This window comes from Nocardia exalbida NBRC 100660 (genome assembly GCF_000308575.1).
Taxonomy (GTDB): domain Bacteria; phylum Actinomycetota; class Actinomycetes; order Mycobacteriales; family Mycobacteriaceae; genus Nocardia; species Nocardia exalbida.
Genome location: NZ_BAFZ01000071.1, coordinates 65154 through 84145, shown reverse-complemented (window position 1 = coordinate 84145; position 18992 = coordinate 65154). Strand labels below are relative to the sequence as shown.

18 protein-coding genes are annotated in these 18992 nt (G+C 69.4%); 13 read left to right on the top strand and 5 right to left on the bottom strand.

Going from position 1 to position 18992, the window contains the following annotated elements:
- The 3 genes from ON29_RS17505 to ON29_RS37135 all read left to right on the top strand — a co-directional run.
- A partial coding sequence (locus tag ON29_RS17505; protein ID WP_040867523.1) for a phosphopantothenoylcysteine decarboxylase domain-containing protein occupies positions 1 to 656 on the top strand: 656 nt, incomplete at its 5' end.
- A 233-nt stretch (positions 657 to 889) separates the two neighbouring features.
- Entirely contained in the window at positions 890 to 2101 is a 1212-nt protein-coding gene (metK, locus tag ON29_RS17500; protein WP_040867522.1) for a methionine adenosyltransferase, read from the top strand.
- Positions 2102 to 2189: 88 nt separating this feature from the next.
- The gene (locus ON29_RS37135) at positions 2190 to 4808 is read left to right on the top strand and encodes a primosomal protein N' (protein WP_505777304.1); all 2619 of its coding nucleotides are present in this window, start codon (positions 2190 to 2192) and stop codon (positions 4806 to 4808) included.
- 33 nt (positions 4809 to 4841) lie between these two features.
- Here the strand turns inward: ON29_RS37135 and ON29_RS17490 are convergent, their stop codons facing one another.
- Positions 4842 to 5684: an SDR family oxidoreductase gene (locus ON29_RS17490; protein ID WP_040867521.1), complete on the bottom strand. Its 843-nt coding sequence runs from the start codon at positions 5682 to 5684 to the stop codon at positions 4842 to 4844.
- Positions 5685 to 5756: 72 nt separating this feature from the next.
- Here ON29_RS17490 and ON29_RS17485 point away from each other — a divergent pair, with 72 nt between their 5' ends.
- From ON29_RS17485 to mbp1, 6 genes are all read left to right on the top strand, one after another.
- Complete coding sequence (locus ON29_RS17485) at positions 5757 to 6335, top strand: TetR/AcrR family transcriptional regulator (RefSeq protein ID WP_083863684.1); 579 nt, start codon at positions 5757 to 5759, stop codon at positions 6333 to 6335.
- Between the two features lie 102 nt (positions 6336 to 6437).
- The gene (locus ON29_RS17480) at positions 6438 to 7091 is read left to right on the top strand and encodes a PadR family transcriptional regulator (protein ID WP_040867520.1); all 654 of its coding nucleotides are present in this window, start codon (positions 6438 to 6440) and stop codon (positions 7089 to 7091) included.
- Between the two features lie 60 nt (positions 7092 to 7151).
- A complete protein-coding gene (locus ON29_RS17475; RefSeq protein ID WP_083863681.1) occupies positions 7152 to 8159 on the top strand; it encodes an esterase/lipase family protein in 1008 nt (335 codons plus the stop codon).
- Between the two features lie 166 nt (positions 8160 to 8325).
- On the top strand, positions 8326 to 8907 hold the full coding sequence (locus ON29_RS17470; protein ID WP_040867519.1) for a TetR/AcrR family transcriptional regulator: 582 nt from the start codon (positions 8326 to 8328) through the stop codon (positions 8905 to 8907).
- Positions 8904 to 10127: an NADH:flavin oxidoreductase gene (locus ON29_RS17465; RefSeq protein ID WP_051175319.1), complete on the top strand. Its 1224-nt coding sequence runs from the start codon at positions 8904 to 8906 to the stop codon at positions 10125 to 10127. Before ON29_RS17470 ends, ON29_RS17465 begins: the two co-directional genes overlap by 4 nt.
- Positions 10128 to 10733: 606 nt before the next feature.
- Positions 10734 to 10979 (top strand): microaggregate-binding protein 1, encoded by a 246-nt coding sequence (gene mbp1 / locus ON29_RS17460; RefSeq protein WP_040867518.1) that lies wholly within the window; start codon positions 10734 to 10736, stop codon positions 10977 to 10979.
- Between the two features lie 169 nt (positions 10980 to 11148).
- Here the strand turns inward: mbp1 and ON29_RS17455 are convergent, their stop codons facing one another.
- The gene (locus ON29_RS17455; protein ID WP_040867517.1) at positions 11149 to 12369 is read right to left on the bottom strand and encodes an acyl-CoA dehydrogenase family protein; all 1221 of its coding nucleotides are present in this window, start codon (positions 12367 to 12369) and stop codon (positions 11149 to 11151) included.
- A 157-nt stretch (positions 12370 to 12526) separates the two neighbouring features.
- Here ON29_RS17455 and ON29_RS17450 point away from each other — a divergent pair, with 157 nt between their 5' ends.
- Positions 12527 to 13411: a TetR-type transcription factor C-terminal domain-containing protein gene (locus tag ON29_RS17450; protein ID WP_051175318.1), complete on the top strand. Its 885-nt coding sequence runs from the start codon at positions 12527 to 12529 to the stop codon at positions 13409 to 13411.
- A gap of 112 nt (positions 13412 to 13523) precedes the next feature.
- A complete protein-coding gene (locus ON29_RS17445) occupies positions 13524 to 14471 on the top strand; it encodes an alpha/beta fold hydrolase (RefSeq protein WP_040867516.1) in 948 nt (315 codons plus the stop codon).
- A 7-nt stretch (positions 14472 to 14478) separates the two neighbouring features.
- Here the strand turns inward: ON29_RS17445 and ON29_RS17440 are convergent, their stop codons facing one another.
- Positions 14479 to 16011: an acyl-CoA synthetase gene (locus ON29_RS17440; protein WP_040867515.1), complete on the bottom strand. Its 1533-nt coding sequence runs from the start codon at positions 16009 to 16011 to the stop codon at positions 14479 to 14481.
- A 606-nt stretch (positions 16012 to 16617) separates the two neighbouring features.
- Here ON29_RS17440 and ON29_RS17435 point away from each other — a divergent pair.
- A complete protein-coding gene (locus ON29_RS17435) occupies positions 16618 to 17394 on the top strand; it encodes a DUF1206 domain-containing protein (protein ID WP_085994898.1) in 777 nt (258 codons plus the stop codon).
- Positions 17395 to 17445: 51 nt separating this feature from the next.
- On the opposite strand, the gene ON29_RS17430 is transcribed toward ON29_RS17435, so the two are convergent.
- Positions 17446 to 17757 (bottom strand): DUF7161 family protein, encoded by a 312-nt coding sequence (locus tag ON29_RS17430; RefSeq protein WP_040867514.1) that lies wholly within the window; start codon positions 17755 to 17757, stop codon positions 17446 to 17448.
- Between the two features lie 26 nt (positions 17758 to 17783).
- Positions 17784 to 18239: a MarR family winged helix-turn-helix transcriptional regulator gene (locus tag ON29_RS17425; RefSeq protein WP_040867513.1), complete on the bottom strand. Its 456-nt coding sequence runs from the start codon at positions 18237 to 18239 to the stop codon at positions 17784 to 17786.
- 76 nt (positions 18240 to 18315) lie between these two features.
- On the opposite strand from ON29_RS17425, the gene ON29_RS17420 reads away from it, so the two are divergent.
- Positions 18316 to 18978, top strand: coding sequence for a maleylpyruvate isomerase family mycothiol-dependent enzyme (locus ON29_RS17420; protein ID WP_040867512.1), 663 nt, complete (start codon positions 18316 to 18318; stop codon positions 18976 to 18978).
- The last annotated feature ends 14 nt before the right edge of the window (positions 18979 to 18992 follow it).

Below are 18992 nucleotides of genomic sequence, written 5' to 3'. Positions count from 1 at the left end.
TCGTCATCACGGCGGGCGGCACCAGGGAACCGCTGGATCCGGTGCGTTTCCTCGGTAATCGCAGCTCCGGCAAGCAGGGCTACGCGCTCGCGAGGGTCGCGGCCCAGCGCGGCGCCCACGTCACCCTGATCGCGGGCAACACGATCGAGATGGCGGCACCGGCCGCCGTCGACCTGGTGCACATCACCACCGCCGAACAGCTGAAGACCGCCGTCGACAAGCACGCCGCCGGCGCCGACGCGGTGATCATGGCCGCGGCGGTCGCCGATTTCCGGCCGACCAACGTCGCCGCCGCCAAGATCAAGAAGGGCGCGGGCGAGCCCGACGTCATTCCGCTGACCAAGACCGACGACATCCTCGCCGGACTGGTGCAGGCGCGCCGCGACGGGCAGTTGCCCGGTACCGCGATCGTCGGCTTCGCCGCCGAGACCGGTGACGAGCACGGCGACGTCCTCACCCACGCGCGGGCCAAGCTCGCCCGCAAGGGCTGCGACCTGCTCGTGGTGAACGCGGTCGGTGAGGGCAAAGCGTTCGAGGTGGACACCAACGACGGCTGGCTGCTCGGCGCGGACGGCACCGAGCAGGCGCTCGACCACGGTTCGAAGGCATTGCTGGCCAGCCGTGTGCTCGACGCGCTGAGTGGGTTGCTGCGCTGAGCCGGGTGGCGGGCCTGCCGGGATTGCCATCCGATCCGTCGTTCGTTCGCGGCGTCGTCATTCTTTCGGCATCGCCGGGACACCGGGAATTCAGCAGTCCGGGGCGGCTTCGTAGTTGAGGTCCGCCCTGTCGGTGATTTGGAATAGTCTGGAATGTAAGGGTTGCGCAGGCGCGACATGGCGTTACTGTCGCAAGCCGATACGAGTAACCCGTTGAGGGAGAGGGAACAACTGTGCGCACGTCCGGGAGCCGGCTTTTCACCAGTGAGTCCGTGACCGAAGGTCATCCGGACAAAATCTGTGATGCCATCAGCGATTCCATTCTCGACGCGTTGCTCGCGGAGGATCCGCGCAGCCGGGTCGCGGTGGAAACCCTCGTGACGACCGGCCAGGTCCATGTCGCGGGTGAGGTCACCACGTCGGCGTACGCCGATATTCCCCGTATTGTCCGGGAAAAGGTCCTGGAAATCGGATATGACTCGTCCGCGAAGGGATTCGACGGAAATTCCTGCGGTGTGAATATCGCGATCGGCGCGCAGTCGCCGGATATCGCCCAAGGCGTGGACACCTCGCACGAGGCCCGGGTCGGCGGCTCCGACGACGAGATCGAGCGGCAGGGCGCGGGCGATCAGGGCTTGATGTTCGGTTACGCCACCAAGGACACCCCCGAGCTGATGCCGCTGCCGATCGCTCTCGCGCACCGGTTGTCGCGCCGCTTGACCGAGGTGCGCAAGTCCGGCGTGCTGCCCTACCTGCGTCCGGACGGCAAGACCCAGGTCACCATCGAGTACGACGGCGATCGCCCGGTCCGCCTGGACACGGTGGTCGTCTCCACCCAGCACGCCGCCGATATCGACCTGGACAACCTGCTCGCGCCCGACATCCGCGAGAAGGTCCTCGAAGCGGTGCTCGCCGACCTGGAGGTGCCCTCGCTGGACACCTCGAACGTCCGCCTGCTGGTCAACCCCACCGGCAAGTTCGTGCTCGGTGGTCCGATGGGCGACGCGGGCCTGACCGGCCGCAAGATCATCGTCGACACCTACGGCGGCATGGCCCGCCACGGTGGTGGCGCCTTCTCCGGCAAGGACCCGTCCAAGGTCGACCGCTCGGCCGCCTACGCCATGCGCTGGGTCGCGAAGAACGTGGTCGCGGCCGATCTGGCGGATCGGGTCGAGGTCCAGGTGGCCTACGCGATCGGCAAGGCGGCTCCGGTCGGCCTGTTCGTCGAGACCTTCGGTACCGAGAAGGTCGACCCGGCGCGCATCTCCACCGCGATCACCGAGGTCTTCGACCTGCGCCCCGGCGCGATCATCCGCGACCTCGACCTGCTGCGCCCGATCTACGCGCCGACCGCCGCGTACGGCCACTTCGGCCGCACCGACGTCGACCTGCCGTGGGAGCACACCGACCGCGCGGACAAGCTGCGCGCGGCCGTCGGACTCTGACCTCGATCAGGTCCGAGTGAACGCACCCGCGGCGGGCACCCCCGCCACCGAGGCGGACCGTCCGGCCGCGGGTCCCGCGGGCGCGGAGCTGCCGATCGCCCGGGTGCTCCCACTGCTGTCGCCCGCGCATCTCGACCGCGACTTCGACTACCTGGTGCCCCCCGAGCTGGACGAGATCGCCCAGCCGGGGGTCCGGGTGCGCGTCCGTTTCGCCGGACGGTTGGTCGACGGTTACCTTCTCGCGCGCTCCGCGCACAGTGATCACGGCGGCAAACTGGTCGAACTCGAACGCGTCGTCTCCGGCGAACGCGTGCTGACGCCGGAAATCCAGGAGCTGGCCGGCAAAGTGGCGGCCCGTTACGCGGGCACGCGCGCCGACGTCCTGCGTCTGGCCATTCCACCGCGCCACGCCCGCACCGAGACCGGCGGTGCGAAGAAGTCCGCTGGGGCTCAGAGCGATTCCGTCGGGTCCACGGCTCCTGTTGCCGCAGCGGACCCCGGTGCGTCCGCGAGCGCTCTCGAAGACGAAGAACCCTGCACTGCAACGGATTCCTTGCGGTCAGCCATGGTGGACTCCGCGCCCGCAGGGGCCCTCCTCGGTTCGCCCTCCTCGGATCCCGCAGTACCGCAAGCCGAATCGGCAGTTGCGGGCCACGCAGCCCCGGGAGTGAACACCGAACCCGGTGCCGCGACCGGATCGGATGATGATCCCGGCACCTCGAGCGTGGGCACCGCGCAACAGGAGCACCCCTCGGAGGGGGGCACCGGCGGGTCCTCGGAGCCGCTTGAACCGCCTTCGGTTGAGGGGCGAATCGGTGTTGGGCGGAGCGCAGTGGCCGTGCGGCAGGCGCCGTCATCGGAGGGGGGCACCGGCGGGTCCTCGGAGCCGCAGGCACCGCCTTCGGGCGAGGGGCGAATCGGTGTCGGGCGGAGCGCAGTGGCCGTGCGGCAGGCGCCGTCATCGGAGGGGGGCACCGGCGGGTCCTCGGAGCCGCAGGCACCGCCCTCGGGCGAAGGGCGAATCGGTGTCGGGCAGAGCGCGGAGCCTCGCGGCGGCACCACGAACCAGGAGGCGGTATCGCCGGAACTTTCGGCCGTCGACCTCACCGCCTGGGAGCGTTATGTGCACGGCCCGGCGTTCGTCGGTGCGCTCGCACAAGGAAAAGGGGCGCGGGCGGCTTGGCAGGCGCTGCCCGGTGAGGACTGGCCGCGTCGGCTGGCGGAGCTCGCCGCCTTGGTGGCCCGGCAGGGGCGCAGCGCGATCCTGATGGTCCCTGACCAACGCGACCTCGACCGGGTGTTGGCGGAATGCGCTGCGCTGGTAGGGGACTCGGCCGTCGGGCTCGCCGCCGGTCTCGGGCCCGCGGCACGGTACCGGCGTTGGCTGGCGGTGCTGCGCGGTACGGCGCGGGTTGTGGTCGGCACGCGCAGCGCGGTGTTCGCACCGGCGGCGAACCTCGGGCTGATCGCGCTGTGGGACGACGGCGACGACACCTACGCCGAACCACGCGCACCGTATCCGCACACGCGTGAGGTGGCGATGTTGCGAGCGCACGACACCGGTGCGGCATTCGTCGCGGCGGGTTTCGCGCGGACCGCGGAGATCCAAGCGGTGGTCGATTCCGGCTGGGCGCACGATCTGGTCGCCGACCGCGCGGTGCTGCGCGAGGCCGCGCCGCGGATCAGCGCCCCCGGTGACAGCGACGTCGCCCTGGAGCGCGATCCGGTCGCCCGTGCCGTCCGCATTCCCGGCGTCGCCTTCGCGGCCGCCCGTTCCGCGCTGAAGGAGGGGGCGCCGGTGCTGGTGCAGGTGCCACGCCGCGGGTACATCCCCGCGCTGGCCTGCGGGAAGTGCCGCACTCCGGCCCGATGCAGGCACTGCAACGGGCCACTCGCGCTGCCGGAGACCCGCGGCGCGGCGGCGGAAAGCGCCGCCGCGCACAGTCCCGCTTGCCGTTGGTGCGGGATCACCGAGGCCGCGTTCCGTTGTACCACCTGCGGTTCGCGCGCGCTGCGGGCCGTGGTGATCGGGGCGGCGCGTACGGCGGAGGAACTCGGCCGCGCCTTTCCCGGCGTGCCGATCCGTGGCTCCGGGGGCGGCGCCATGCTCGATACCGTGGAGCCGGGCCCGCAAGTGGTCGTCGCCACGGTCGGCGCCGAACCCTTGGTCCCCGGCGGGTACGGCGTCGCACTGTTGCTCGACGGCTGGGCCTTGCTCGGGCGCGCCGACCTGCGGGCCGCCGAGGACGCACTGCGCCGCTGGATGGCCGCCGCGACGCTGGTCCGCGCGCACGGGCAGGTCATCGTCATGGCCGAACCATCGATCCCCACCGTGCAGGCGCTGGTCCGGTGGGACCCGGTGGGCGCGGCGCGCGCGGAGGTCGCGGCCCGGGCCGAGGTCGGCTTCCCGCCCGCGGTCCGGCTCGCCGCGATCGACGGCACCGCCGAGAGCATCGCCGAACTGCTCTCGGCGGCGGATCTGCCCGCGACGGTCGACCGCCTCGGCCCGGTGCCGCTGCCGGACGGCGCTCGCAAGCCCTTCTCCGCCGAGGATTCGCCCGCCGAAGTCGAACGTTTGCTGCTGCGGGTCGAGCGCCGCTCCGGAGCGGCGCTCGCGGGTGCGTTGCGCGCGGCCCAGGCGATCCGCAGCACGCATCGCTCCGACGCCCCCCTTCGCGTGCAGATCGACCCGGTCGACATCGGCTGACGAAGCCACCGGCCATCCACCCTGCCGGACGCGTCAGGCGAAGGCCGCCCGATTGCGAACCGCCCACTCGGCGTACTTCGCGGCGGGCCGCCCCAGCACACGCGGCACATCGGGGCTGATCAGCTGTTCGGCGGGGGTCGGTTCGCCGAGGATCGTCAGCGTGTGCTCGACCACCGGTTCGGGCATGAAGTCGAGCATCGCCGAATGGGCTTGCGCCCGAGTCAACTCCATGAATCCGAGCGGCTCGCCCAGCGCCGCACCGAGTGCCTCGGCCTGGGCTCGCGGTGTGGCGAGTTCGGGTCCGGTCAGGGTGTAGACCTGTCCGGCGTGCCGTTCGTCGCGCAATGCCGCCGCCGCGACGGCGGCGATATCGGCCGGATCGATCGAGGGCAGGCCGATATCGCCGAACGGCGCGGCGACCATACGCTGCGTGCGCACCGAATCCGCCCACGCGTAGGTGTTGGAGAAGAACCCGGACGGTCGCAGGAAGGTCCAGGCCAGGCCGGAGTCCCTGATCGCCTGCTCGTAGGCGACGAGCCGGGCGTAGCCCGCCGCGTCGGGGCGGGTGGCAACCCCCTGCGAGGACACGAAGACGACGCGCCGCACGCCTCCGGCCGCGGCGACTTTCAGCACCTGTTCGGGCTCGGGGCCTGCCACCAACTGCTCACCGGTGATCAGGAGAAACAGGGTGTCGGCTCCCGCCAGGGCAGGGGAGAGGCTTTCCGGCTCGCCGAGGTCGGCCCGAACCGACCGGACGCCGTCGGGCAGCGAGAGGTCCGCATGGCGGGCGACCGCTGTCACCTCCTCGCCCGCGGCCGACAGCGAGCGCACGAGGGGCGCGCCGATATTTCCGGTGGCTCCGGTGACCACGATCATCGTTCTCCTTAGTTAGTTGACTGACTAAACACAACGTAGCCGGTCGCGGGCACGTTGTCTACAGTTAGTTGTGTGACTGACTCAGTGACGGAAACCAGGCCGAGCAAGCGGCAACGGCTGGTCGAGGCGGCCGTGCGGGTGTTCTACCAGCAGGGTGTGGAGAAGACGACGATCGCCGACATCGCCCGCGCCGCCGACGTTCCGGTCGGCAACGTCTACTACTACTTCAAGACGAAGGACCAGCTCATCGAGGCGGCGATCGGCTCGCACGCGCACATTCTCGATGCCGTGATCGCCGCGAGCGACCGCCACGAGACGCCGTCGGAGCGGCTGAAGGCCCTGATCGCGGGCTGGGTCGCCGATCGTGAGCAGACTGTGCGGTACGGCTGCCCGTTCGGCACCTTGTCCTCGGAGTTGGACAAGCGTGGTGACGGGTTGGACACCGCGGCCGCCGATGTGATGCGCGTGCTGGTGGACTGGGCCGAACGGCAGTTCGTCGCGATGGGGCGCACCGACGCGGGGGAACTCGCGATCGCCTATGTCGCCGCATATCAAGGAATCTCGTTGCTCACCAACACCTTTCGTGATCCAGAACTCATGGTCACCGAGGGCGCGCGGCTGTCGCGCTGGATCGACTCACTGGTGAGCTGACCTCCCTGCCCGGCCCGATTCCGAAATCGGGCCTTGCGTTCGATGCATTGCCGATATATCGTCGATAGCATGAAACAAACACGAGAGCCTTGGGAGGCTGACATGGAATACCGAGAAGATCGAGAATTCGGCCGACGTGGCCGTGGGCCGCTGCCCGGGCCCGATGGCTTCGAACAGCGGCTGCGCTTCCGCCGCGGTGGACGCCACGGTTTCGGCCCCGAGTTCGGGCCGGGATTCGGTCCCGGTTTCGGCCCTGGCTTCGGCCCGCAATTCGGTCGCGGACGCGGACGCGGCGGTCGTGGCAGGCGCGGTGACGTCCGCGCCGCCGTGCTGCTGCTGCTCGCCGAGCAGCCCATGCACGGCTACGAACTCATCCAGCAGATCCGCGAGCGCAGCAACGACATCTGGAGGCCGAGCCCCGGTTCGATCTACCCCGCGCTCGCGCAGTTGGAGGACGAGGGCCTTGTCCTCATCGAGAAGGTCGCCGGGCGCAAGACCGCCAAGCTCACCGAGACCGGTAACGAGTACGTCGCCGCGCACCGGGACGAGCTGGGCGATCCGTGGGCGGACGTGCAGCAGGACGTCGGAGCCCAGGCGATGGACCTGCGCGGACTCGTGGGGCAGCTGATGGGGGCGGTCGCGCAGGTCGCGGCGGCGGGTACCCCGCAGCAGGCGGCGCGTGCGGCGGAGTTGCTCACCGAGACCCGCAAGTCCCTCTACCGCATCCTCGCCGAGGACGAGACCCCCGAGAAGTAGGGGAGGCGAAACACCCCGATACCGCGCGCATTTCGAGCCGATCGGAGCGATCATTGTGAGATGCGACAGTCGAGTCGAGCGGAAGCTTGGGGCAGTTCACACTTGCGTCGCGCCGTGCTGGCCCTGGTGGTCGCCGGCGCGGCCGCGCTGGGTCCGGGCGTGGCGTCGGCCGAGCCGCTCGGCCTCCGCCCGCCCGACGTGCCGACGTACCCCGCTCCGCCGCAGTCCGACCACCTCGCCGCCGCGTGGTATCAGAAAAGCCATCCGAATGCGGTCCCGAGCGGCACCAACGACTTCGGATGCGTTCCCAGCGCCCGGCATCCCCATCCGTTGGTGCTCGCGCACGGAACCGACTCCACAGCGTATTCCGATTGGTCGGGGATAGCGCCTCGCCTGACCGCGGCCGGATTCTGCGTGTTCGCGCTGAACTACGGCGGCAAGCCCGGCGCGGATAGTTACGGTACCGAGGATCTGGTGCTCAGCGCCTATCAGATCGGCGCGTTCGTCGATCAGGTGCTCGCGGCAACCGGCGCGGGCAAGGTCGATCTGATCGGATTCTCCCAGGGTGCCAATGTCACTCGGTACTACGTCAACAAGCTGGGTGGTGCGCCCAAGGTCGGCCAGTGGGTCGGCCTCGCCTCGCCCACCTACGGCGGTGTGATGTACGGGCTGGTGCCGGTGGCCCAGGCGATCCCCGGCGCGTTGCAGGCGTTCGCCCAGGTGACCTCGCTCGCCGCCGTGCAGCAGGCCGAGGGGTCGCAGACCATGCTCGATCTCAACGCGGGCGGCGACACGGTGCCAGGGGTGCGATACGTGACCATCGGCAGCCACGTCGACGAGATGATCCAGCCGTTCGAGAACATCGCGCTGCGCGGGCCCGGCGCGCGGAACATCGCCCTGCAGGACCTGTGTCCCGCCGATCTGACCGGGCACTTCCACATGGTGTACGACCCGTTCGTGCAGGAGTTGCTGCTCACCGTGCTTGCTCCGGGCAGTCCGGCGCCGGTGTGCCGGCCGGTCCCGCTCGGCACCGGCATTCCCGAGGTGATCATCGCGGGCAATTCCTGAGGAATCGGCGCGGGCCGTTTCGGTGTGCCAGTGCCCGCCGCACCGAATGCCTCCACCATCAACGAGGCGGGCTGGCGCCCGGCCGGGCTCGCGGCCGGAGCCGCCCGGTCAAACATTGTTTCAATCAGTGATTGAATCGGCGATGGAGACGTGCTTCACTTAGCGCATGCCGAAACAGGTCTCCGAGGCCGCGACCACCCGCGATCGCCTGCTGACAGCCGCGGAACGACTGCTGCTGGAGGGCCGCTACGACGAGGTGTCGGTTCGCGGGATCTGCGCGCAGGCCGGGGCCAACCCGGCGGCGGTGCACTATCACTTCGGGTCGAAGGACGCCCTCGTCGCCGCGTTGCTCGAGGAGCGGCTGGGGCCGGTGTGGGAGGACCGCTTGGCCGCTGTCACCAGCGGGCACGGGTCGATCGCCGAGGTGGTCGATGCGGTGATCGAGCCGTTCGTTGCGTTGGCCGCCGATCCGGTGGGGCGGTTGCACCTGAGATTGCTCGCGCAATTCGTGCTCGGCAGGCAGGTGACCGAATGGCGTCAGCCATGGTTCCGGATCGATGCGTGGGTGAGCCTGTTGCCCGGCGTGAGCGAGCGTGAGAGCCGCCGCCGGTGGATGTTGGCGTTCGACCTGCTCATCATGCGATTCGGCAGTGCGGAGCACCGGGAGATGTCGCAGGAGGCGGTGGCCACCCTCCGGGAATTCGTAGTGGCCGGATTGACCGCGCCGACAGGAGAGAAACAACGATGAACGACGTATTCGCACCGGCCCGGCTCGGACCGATCGCCCTGCGCAATCGGGTGATCAAGGCCGCGACCTTCGAAGGCCGCACGCCGGACGCTCTGGTGACCGATGAATTGATCGAGTTCCATCGCGAGGTCGCCGCCGGTGGCGTCGGGATGACGACGGTGGCGTATTGCGCTGTCGCTCCCGGTGGCCGGACCGACCGGCACCAGATCTGGATGCGTCCGGACGCCGTGCCGGGACTGCGGAGGCTCACCGACGCCGTGCACGATGAAGGCGCCGCGGTGAGTGCGCAGATCGGCCATGCGGGTCCGGTGGCCAACGCGGCCTCCAACCGGGTTCCGGCGCTGGCGCCGAGCCGGATGTTCAGCCCCCTCTCGATGCGCATGATGCGCAGTCCCGACGAGAACGGGATCCGTGAACTCGTGGCCGCTCATGCCGACGCGGCGAAGCTGGCCGAAGCATCCGGCTTCGATGCGGTGGAGATCCACTTCGGGCACAACTACCTGGTCAGCTCGTTCCTGAGTCCCAAGCTGAACCGCCGCACCGATCGTTACGGCGGAAGCTTGGCCAACCGGGCGCGGTTGGCGCGCGAGATCGCCGCCGCGGTACGGCAAGCCGTGGGCGGCCGGCTCGCGGTGACGGCGAAGCTGAACATGGAAGACGGAGTGCGGGGCGGGCTTACCGTGCCGGAGTCGGTGCAGGTCGCCGCGTGGCTGGAAGCCGACGGCACCCTGGACGCGCTGGAGCTGACGGCGGGCAGTTCGCTGCTGAACCCGATGCTGCTGTTCCACGGTGCCGCCCCGCGGCGGTCGTTCGGCGATGTTCTCCCGGTGCCCGCGCGCTGGGGTTTCCGGATGGTCGGCAAGGCGTTCTTGAAGGAGTACCCGTATCAGGAGGCGTATCTGCTCGAGCGGGCGCGGCACTTCCGGCGAGAATTGACCATGCCCCTGGTTCTGCTCGGAGGCATCACGAATCTGGACACCATGCGGCTCGCGATGGCGGAAGGCTTCGAGTTCGTCGCCATGGGCCGTGCCCTGCTCCGGGAACCGAACCTGTTGCAGCGCATCCGATCCGACGCGACGACCCGGTCGGCCTGCGTGCACTGCAACGAGTGCATGCCCACGATCTACACGTGCACGCGCTGCGTATTCCGTCCCGACCAGCCGCGGGAACCCGTCGAGCTGACGATGTCGGGCATCGGCGGGACCGAAGCGCAGGTGTAGCGGTCAGCGGTCGATCCACACGGCGCCGGGCGAGCGGCGCGCGCTCCCGGCGTCCACGTGACGCCGCGGCGCTTCTCGGCTCCGATGTCTCAGAGTCCGGCGGTGTTTCAGAGTCCGGTGGTCAGGGCGGCGGCTGATCCGTCCGGACCGGGCGCTGCCGGCGCGTCGACCAGCATCGCCATCATCGCGATGTCTTTGGCCAGGTGCGGGAACACTGTGACGACGAAGGCGCGACGCGTCGGCTCGGTCGCACGGTCACCGCCTTGGTGACCAGCACGTCCGGATAGGGCGCGGTGTCGAGGATCGGCCCCGTCCGCCCCTCGGGCGGCACCGTACCGAAGCCGGTCCCGCTGCTCGGGCAGGCCTGGCTCGACGGCAGCTACTGGTTCCCGCTGCCGATTCCGGAGTACAACGACCGCGAACAGCGGCTCACGATGACCCGGTATCGGCAAGGCCCGAGCGAGACCACCCCGCTTCGGTGCTGCCACCCGCCCGCGACCAGGCACGACACACGCGGCGCCGGTCTTTCTCGCCGAAGACGGTTCGAGGCCGGTCTCCCGGGTATGCGCGAGATGTCAGCTTGTTCCGATATTCCAGGAGGTTGTTGTGGCTGAACACGGAAGCGGTGCTCGTGAAGGCGTCGAAGGCGTCGTCGAAGATGTCAAGGGCAAGGTGAAGGAAGCGGCCGGTACCGTCACCGGTCACGAGAATCTGAAGGACGAGGGCCGCGCGCAGCAGGACAAGGCGGAATCGCAGCGCGAGGCGGCAGGCAAGGAAGCTGCCGCCGAGAAGGCCAGGGCCGAGGCGGACGTCGACGAAGCCCGCCAGTCCGCGCATCAGCACGGACGGTAATCACCCGTCGGTTCGTCCGACCGCAGACGCACCCCGCCGCCGTCAGCCGAGCTGGCGGCGGCGGGGTGTTCGCATATGTTCATCAGCGTGGTCACGCCTCGGCGCCGGCTGATTCGGCCAGTCCCTCGGCGGACGGACCACCCATCGCCTCGCCCGGCGGCTTACCGGATCAGTGCGAAGGGCCGGACCCGTCGGCCGCGGCCCGCCGGGCGGCACCGACCGCCCGCTTGGCGATAGCCCATCGGTGCACCTCGGAGGGTCCGTCGTAGATGCGGAAAGGCCGCACCTCGCGGGACAGGCGCGCCAGCGGCAGGTCGTCGGAGACGCCGAGACCGCCGCACAGCTGGATGCTCCGGTCGACGATGCGGAAGATCGCCTCGGCGGCGAACGTCTTCGCTATCGAGGTGGCGTTGCCCGCGTGCTCCCCGCTGTCGAGTTCCCAGCAGGCGCGCACCAGCAGCGCACGGGTGGCGGCGATGTCGATCTCGTTGTCGGCGATCATCTGTTGCGCCAGGCCGAGATCGCCGATGCGCGCACCGAATCCTTCGCGCTGAGCGACGCGGGCGACGGCGATGTCGTGACCGCGCCGCGCCGCGCCGAGCCACCGCATCACATGCGTCATGCGGGCAGGACCCAGCCGCACCTGGGCGTATTCGAAGCCGCGGTCGACAGCGCCCAGCACCGCTTCGTCGGGAACGAACATGTCCTCGAAGAAGACCTCGCAGTGGCCGCCGATCATGGCCCGGTCGAGCGTGGTGATATGCCTGCCCACACGCAGGCCGGGTGTGTCGGCAGGGGCCAGGAACATGGTCGCCCCGCCGCGCTGGCCCGGTTCGCCGGAGGTGCGGGCCATCACGATGAAGAAACCCGCGCCGTCCGCGCCGGTGATGAAGTACTTGTGGCCGTTGATGCGCCAGCCGCCGTCGGCGCGGACGGCCCGGGTCGCCAGCGCCGCCGGATCGGAGCCCGCGCCGGGTGCGGGCTCCGTCATCGCGAAGGCGGAGCGCACCGCCCCGCGGGCGAGCGGCTCGAGGTAGCGCGACTTCTGCTCCGGGTCGGCGATGTGGGCGAGCATGTGCACATTGCCCTCGTCCGGCGCCGCGATGTTGAGCGCGGTCGGACCGAACAGCGAGTAGCCCGCCTCTTCGAACACCGGGGCGCGATCCGACATCGACAGCCCGTGACCGCCGTACTCGACGGGCGCGTGCGGCGCGAAGACGCCTGCTCGGCGCGCCTGCTCGTTGAGCGTGACGCGCAGCTCGTCACCACCCGCGGCGGTGATGTCGCCGTGGTGTTCGTCCTCGATCGGCAGCACCGTCTCCCGCACGAACGCGCGGGTGCGTTCGGTCAGCGCCCGTACTTCGTCGGAATAGGTCAGATCGATCGGCATCGCGCATTCCTCCTCGACATCCGGAGCCTCGTCATCGGACCGAACGATCGCTCCATCTGAACACTGTCCCACTGGGTTCGATCCGTGTCAAAGTGCCTTGTTTGTGTCTTTTCGGGCGGGAATAGTCGAAGTTTCGAATTCAGTTATCCTGAACATTATGGAAGACGAGGGAACGTCGCCGCACGAGGCGATCCGTCGGGCGCGCCGCGCCGCCGGCTTGTCGCTGCGCGAAGTGGCCCGCAGGCTCGAGGTGAGTCCCGCGACGCTCAGCGCCGTGGAGACGGGAAAGACCGGAATCTCGGTTGCACGCCTGACCCGGTTGGCCGACGTGCTCGGTGTGCCGGTCACGCATTTGCTCGGTGACATGGCCTCCGTGTCCCGGCCTAGCTACGACCGGACCGACACCGAGCCGGGCGCACACGGCGGCTGGCGTGACTTCGCTCCATTGGACGTCGACCCGGTACTGGCCGCCGCTCTCGCCTCGTTCGTCGAGATCGGCTATCACGGCACGACCGTGCGCGCCCTGGCCCGGCGGGCGGGCACCAGCGTTCCCGGCCTCTACCACCACTACCGCGACAAGCACGAGCTACTGGTGCGCATCCTCGACCTGACCATGGACGAACTGCACTGGCGCGTGCGCGCCGCCCGTGCGGAGGGCCGCGACAGCGTGCACCGGGTGCGCCTGATCGTCGAAGCCTTGGCCCTGTTCCACACCCACCGCCGCGACCTCGGGTTCATCGGCGCCAGCGAGATGCGCAGTCTGTCTCCGGGCGAACGCGTGCGCATCGCCCGTTCCCGCCGCGACATCCAGGCCATCCTGGACGACGCGATCACCGAGGCCCATGGCGAGGGCCGCATCGCCACTCCCGATATCCGGGCGGCGGGTCGAGCCATCGCCACCATGTGCACCGCCATCCCGCAGTGGTTTCGCGAGTCCGGCCCGGCGACGCCGGAGGAGGTGGCCGCGCGGTATGGCGATTTCGCCCTGGGCGTGCTCGGGATCCATCCCGCGACCCAGCCGCATCGCTCCCGCCTCACCTAGGTGGCGATCGACCACACCCTCGGGGACCGGACACCACCACTCGGGGGCCTGATGCCTGCGGCTGGGACGGCGGACAGTAAGACGTGTCACCGCCGGCGAACCGGAGCATCCCATGTCGATCCCCAGCACAATCCCCACCGCGGCGGAGCGGCGTGCCACGGTCCGGACCGAAGACGGCGTGGCCCTCGCGGTTCGCGAATACGGTCCGCGCGACGCGGACCTCACCGTCGTGTTGCTGCACGGACATTGCCTGCGCACCGAGTCCTGGACCTACGTTCGCGACGCCCTGCTGCGCGGGAACCCCGGCGCGCGGGTCGTCTGCTACGACCACCGCGGTCACGGCGAGTCCGCCTCGGCGCCCCGGCAGACCTACAACCTCGAGCAGCTCGGTCGCGACCTGCGGGTGGTTCTCGATGCCGTGGCCCCCACCGGACCGGTCGTCCTCGTCGGTCACTCGATGGGCGGCATGACCGCTCTGACCTACGCCCGCCGCAACCCGCACGAGATCGGCACCCGCATCGTCGGCGTCGCGCTCCTCGCGACCGCTGCCGACGGGCTCGCCGACGCGGGCTTCGGCCGGCTGCTGCGCAACCCGGTCGTCTCCGTCTTCCAGGCGGCCGTCCGACGTGCCCCGCGCCTGATGCACCACGCGAAGCTCGCGGCCTGCAAGCTCTTCGCCCCGATCATCCGCACCGCGGAATTCGGTGATGGCGAGGTGAGTTCCCGGGTGCTCACCCTGGCCAACGCGATGCGCAACGAGACACCGATCGTCACGATGGCGAGCTTCTTGAGCGACTTCATGGTCTACGACCGAACCGACGCGCTCCCGGTTCTCTCCCGGATCCCCACGTTGGTGCTGTGCGGCTCCGCCGACCTGATGACGCCGCCGTCGCATTCCGTCGCGATGGCCGCCGCCGTCGAGTACTCGGACTTCGTGATGATCGATGGCGCGGGTCACTCCGTGATCCTGGAGCAGCCCGGCCAGGTGGCCGAGGCCGTCGCGCGCCTGATGGCGCGGGCCGGTGAGGTCGGTGCTACCGACCTCACCTACGCCGCCTGAGCGACACTCACATGTACCGCTGGCGGAGTTTGCCCTTGACCAGCTTCCCCGTGGGGGTCCGGGGGAGGTCGTCGGCGAAGTCGAAACTCTTCGGCACCTTGTAGTGGGCGATGCGCCCGCGCAGGTAGTCGCGCAGCTCCGCGGCGAGTTCCGGGCCCGGTTCGACGCCCGGCGCCGGTTGGACGACCGCCTTGACCGATTCGCCCATCTCCTCGTCGGGCACGCCGATCACCGCCACGTCGAGCACCCGGGGGTGCAGGGCGAGCGCGTCCTCGACCTCCTGCGGGTAGATGTTCACGCCACCGGAGATGATCATGAAGGCCTTGCGGTCGGTGAGGAACAGATAGCCCTCCTCGTCCACGTAGCCGATATCGCCGGTGGTGGTCCAGGTCGGGTGTTCGGGGTGGACCGCCTCCGCCGTCTTGGCGGGGTCGTTGTGATAGGCGAAGGGGATCTCGTCACGTTCGAAATAGACGGTGCCGATCTCGCCGGTGGGCAGTTCCGCGCCGTCGTCGCCGCACACCCGGATCGTCCCCAGACCGGCCCTGCCGACCGAGCCCGGCTTGCGCAACCACTGCTCGCTGTCGATGAAGGTGGCGCCGTTGGCCTCGGTCGAGGCGTAGTACTCGTGCAGGATCGGGCCCCACCAATCGATCATCGCCCGCTTCACGTCGACCGGACACGGTGCCGCCGCGTGCACGGCGACCCGCAGGCTGGACACGTCGTAGCGGGCGCGGATCGCCTCGTCGAGCTTCAGCATCCGGACGAACATGGTCGGCACCCATTGGCTGTGCGTCACGCGGTAGCGCTCGATGGCGGCCAGTGCCTGCTCGGCGTCGAATTTCTCCATGATCACCAGAGTTCCGCCGAGCGCGTGGACCACGCCACCGAAGCGCAGCGGCGCGGCGTGATAGAGCGGGGCGGGGGAGAGGTAGACCGTCTCGGTGTCGAATCCGTAGAGGGGGCCGAAGATCGCGGTATAGGTGTCGCCGGGCGCATCGCCGACCTGGCGGTCCGGCAGGGGCTGCTTGATGCCCTTGGGCCGTCCGGTGGTACCCGAGGAATAGAGCATGTCCGCGCCGCGCGGCTGGTCCGGCAGGGGTTCGGGCGAGGCCGCCGCCCGGGCGTCCTCATAGGACTTGTACCCCTGCACCGGGCCGCCGAAGGCGAGGCGGATGTCGACCGAGGGGGTCTGCGCCACGATCTGCTCGGCGGCGCCGGCGAGACCAGCCGACACGATCAGTGCCCTGGCTCCGCAGTCGTTGACGATGTAGCTGATCTCGCTCGGCGACAGGTGCCGGTTGACGGCAGTGATGTAAAGCCCGGTTCGCAGTGCCGCCCAGTAGACCTCGTAGACTTTCGGGTCGTTCCCGGACAGCAGCGCGACATGATCACCTTTGCGCAACCCCGCGTCGTACAGGTGGCGGGCCAGCCGGACCGAGTTCTCCTCGAGTTCCCGATAGGTCAGCACTTCACCGCTCTCGGCGCGGACAACAGCCGGTTTGTCAGGGAATCGGTCGACGTGTGCGCCGGGGTACATACGGCTCCTCGGTGGAACGGAGCGGTCGGTGCCCGACCGCCCGGCCTGCGCGGGCTCCCCGGATCCTCGGCCGCGCCGGCATCCCTGGTGTCCCGCAGAGCGGTTGCTCTGCCACCGTACGATAGCTGAAAGTAAACGGCGGTTCTGGTTTATTCGGCACAATTCCAGGCGTGCGCTCCGGGGTGGGGGGTAGCGGTCCGCTACGACGCGTTGCTCGAGGATGTCGGCACGATCGGCACCGCAGATCACCCCGGACCGATCTGCCGTCCACCGTGGAGTCCGCGGCGGAGCGCCCGCAGGGCCGTCGGCGCCGTCCAGGATTATCCGGCTGTGCCGAAGTGACCGCCGTGCCCTGAGTGGCGGGGCGGTTTCACGCTTTTCGACGATGTTCGTCCGGTTATTCCACCCGCAGCGGGCAATACGGTCCATGGAGAGGTGAGAATCATGAGCTTGTTCCGAAGTGCTGACAGATATCGACGGCGCCGCCCCCGCAGCGGGGGGTACGGCCGGTGGCGCAGCGGTTACGGAAGCGGCTGGCGCAGCCGGTATGGCCGCCGTCGGCGGCGTGACAGCAGGGGGCCGCGCAGGCACGCGGGATCCGGGGGATTGGCGGGGGCCGCGCGATTCGGCTTCATCGCACGCGGAATCGCCTACATCGTCATCGGTATTCTCGCCTTCATGCTGGCGGTCGGCACCGCGCAACATGAGCCGACCGCGGGCGGGGCGCTCGCCGCGCTCGCCGGTAAACCGCTGGGATATCTCCTGCTGTGGATACTTGCCCTCGGATTCGCGGCCCTGGCCGCGTGGCGACTGGCGCAGGCTGCCGGCGCGCCCGCCGCGAGCCCGAGCGGACTTCGCTTGCGCGCGCTGGCCATCGGGCTGGCCTACGCCATAGCGTTCTTCGTCATCCTGCGGTTCGTCGTGGACGGCCGGACGCCGCAGCCCGGTGAGGCCGTCGCACGCGACGTGACCGCCCGGATCCTGGCCTGGGACGGTGGGCAAGTGGTCGTCCTGTTGATCGGCTTGGTCATCCTCGCGTTGGGCGTCCTGACCACCCTGCGCGGGCTTCGTCTGGCTTTCGTCGACGACCTGCGGATGGGCTGGATGACCCACGCGTCCCGTGAAAGCGTGATCTGGCTGGGCCGGTTCGGTTATCTGGCGCGGGGCTTGATCGTCATGGGGATCGGGCTCGCCGCGGTGGTGGCGGCCGCGAACTACGAGCCGGCGAACGTCAAAGGCGTCGATGCGGTACTGCACGATTTCGCCGGAAGTACCCTCGGTCCTTGGCTGCTCATCCTGGTATCCCTCGGCTTGATGGCGTTCGGGGTCCTGTCGTTCCTGCAAGCGAAATACCGGCGGACCTACGGAGGGGTTCCGGTGTGAATCGGGCGAAGGTGGGCGGCGTCGTCGCCTACCGCCGCTCGGCTTCGATCGTCAACCCATCTCCCGGATGTGCCTGCGATCGTGCCCGATTCGTCGCGGATCCATGCGCGGCCGGTCGTCGCAGAGCGCCAACTGGTCGTATACGACCAAGGCGACGCGCGTGGGGTCGTCCGGCGGGTGCACGCGCAAGGTGTGGTGGGGGTTCGGCTGGTCATCGATGATCACGACGGTGTCGGTACCGGACGGAAGGTCCGCGGGCCAATCGATCTCGTCGGTGGCCTCCTCGACGAGCAACCGGGCGAGCCTTCCGCGCAGGCCCGTCTGGTTGTAGCGCAGTGGCGTAGGACCCTGATCTTCGCTCATGTGCTGATCGCTCCCGATGCTGATCGCTACCGGTCGGTGCCCGCGGCGGCAGGGTAGGGGTCGGTGATCTCGCGCAGGCGATTCAGCGCTTGCCGCAGCTGCCGCATTCCCTGGGCGCCCAGATGCGCCGCCCATTCCCGCTCGACGCGTTCGGCCACCGAATTGGCGAAACCGGCCGCTTGCCTGCCGCGTTCGGTCAGGCACACCAGGCGGGCCCTGCGGTCGCTCGGATCGGGGACCCGCTCCACATAACCGGCACGTTCGACCTGGTCGACGAGGAAGCCGGCGGTCTGTTTCGTGATCTGCGCTCGTTCGGCCAGTTCGGTCAGGCGGGTGCCCGTGGCGTCGATCTGGGCGACTATCCTCGCCTGCGCGACGGTGATGTCGCCGAATCCCGAGTCGGTCAGCGCTGTCAGCACCCGTTGCTCCATCGCCCGAAATGCGATCTGCATCAACAGGCCGACGTTGAGTTCCTCCGTCATCCCACTCCTTGACGTTGGTACGAGACACTGACAATATTAGTCAGATAGGCTGACCAATTATATCGGAGGTGCCCTCATGCCCGCCCGATCGACAGTCCTCGACCGTGAGAGCAGCTGGCGGGTCGTCGAGCAGCAGCGCCGCGCGATCGCGGGCCTGCTGGCCGAGCTGTCTCCGGAGGAGTGGGACCATCCCTCGCTCTGCGCCGGTTGGCGAGTCCGGCACGTAGCCGCCCACCTGGCGATGACACCGTCCCCGCCGCCGGTCGGCGTCATGATCGCGACCGGTCTGCGCGCCGGAGGCGACTACAATCGTCTGGTCGATCTGCTCGCCAGGCGATACGCGGAAGTGCCCGTGGATCAGCTGGTTTCGGGCATACGAGACCAGGCGGCCGCACGCCGCGTGCCGGTGCTGACCAACTACCGCAACGTCCTGACGGACACCGTGGTCCACTGCCAAGACATCGCCATCCCGCTCGGACGTACTCTCGACCTTCCCCCGGCCGCCGCCGCTATGGCTATCGCCCACGCGGTCACTCTGGGCCGGCCGGTCTTCGATCGTAGGCGGTTGCGCGGGATCCGCCTGCGCGCCACCGATATCGACTGGTCGCACGGCACCGGGCCCGAAGTCCACGGTCCGGTCACGGCATTGCTGTTGGCGGTCACCGGACGTACCGCGCGGCTGCGCGACCTGGCCGGCGCGGGTCTGGCGCCGTTGACCGAACGCCTCATGAGCGCCTGACCCGGATCACGCGT